The sequence below is a fragment of the Mesorhizobium sp. M1E.F.Ca.ET.063.01.1.1 genome, from assembly GCF_003998155.1.
Lineage (GTDB): Bacteria > Pseudomonadota > Alphaproteobacteria > Rhizobiales > Rhizobiaceae > Mesorhizobium.
In genome coordinates, this window is sequence record NZ_RZSC01001168.1 from 1 (window position 1) to 1,229 (window position 1,229).

Consider the following 1,229-nt stretch of genomic DNA (forward strand, 5'->3'; position numbering starts at 1 on the left):
TTCCTGGGGCGGGCCAGGACACGAATGCGCTGAAAAATCCCGCGCCCGGCATCAAATTGCTGCCGAAGAAATGATCTCTTGATGGCGCGTCCCATTCGGGCGCGCCACCGCTTCTCGCAAAGACGGCATGAACGCAGCAACCTTCCCAGCCTGCCTGAACGGACTCCGCATCAGGCCTCTCACCAGCGGCCTGCTCGCCGCTTTCATGCTCATGGCGCTGCTGGTGCTGCCTGGCCGCGCCTTCGCGCATGCGGCGCTGGTCGCCACCGATCCGGCCGATGGCGCGGTGCTGGTGCAGGGCCCTTCCCAGTTCTCGCTGACCTTCAGCGAGCCGGTTTCGCCGCTGGTGCTCACGCTCGTGCGTCCGGACGGAACACAACTGCCGCTGACCTCCTCTCGCCTCGACGGCCTGACGCTTGCGATCGACAATCCCGAAACACTCAAATCCGGCACGCATGTGCTGAGCTGGCGGGTGATTTCGGAGGACGGCCATCCGGTCGGCGGCTCGGCGCTGTTTTCAATCGGTGCGCCAAGTGTCGCGCCTTTCGCTGCTGAAACGGTCGACTGGTCGCCGCGCACAGCGATCTGGGTTGGAAAGCTCCTTCTCTATGCCGGCCTCTTTCTCGGCGTCGGCGGCGCGTTCTCGCTCGCCTGGCTCGCCGAAGACCGGCGGTGCGGCCGGCGTTTCGTCATTGCTGCCCTGCTCTGCGGACTGGTCGCCGCACCATTTTCGCTCGGCTTTCAGGGACTGGACGCGCTCGGCGCGCCGCTTGCCCGGTTCACTGCGCCGGTCGTCTGGAAGACCGCGCTCGAGACGAGCATCGGTTGGACGGTGCTTGTCGCCCTGGCCGCGCTCGGGCTTGCTTTGCTGTCGCTCGCCGGACCGCGCGCTTCGCGCAAGCTGCTTGCGCTCGCCGGGCTCGTCGGCGTGGGCGCGGCGCTTGCCGCCAGCGGCCATGCGAGCGCCGCCGAGCCGCAATGGCTCACGCGGCCGCTGGTGTTCCTGCACGGTACGGCCATCGCCTTTTGGGCCGGCGCGCTGGCGCCGCTCGGCCTTGCATTGCGGTACCAGCCGGCGGAGGCGAAGGTTTTCCTGCGCCGGTTCTCGCGGGCGATCCTGCCTGTCGTTGCCGTGCTCGCCGCGAGCGGCATCGTACTGGCGATCATCCAGGTGCAGACCCCGGCTGCATTGATCAACACCGCCTATGGCCGCCTGCTGCTGTTGAAGC

The 1,229-nt window shown here is 67.6% G+C and carries 1 protein-coding gene; it reads left to right on the forward strand.

Translation table 11 applies throughout. The features are described 5' to 3' along the window. Positions 1-127 precede the first annotated feature (127 nt). Positions 128-1,229: copper resistance CopC/CopD family protein (locus EOA29_RS36955; RefSeq protein ID WP_127222425.1), on the forward strand; the 1,102-nt coding region annotated here is incomplete at its 3' end.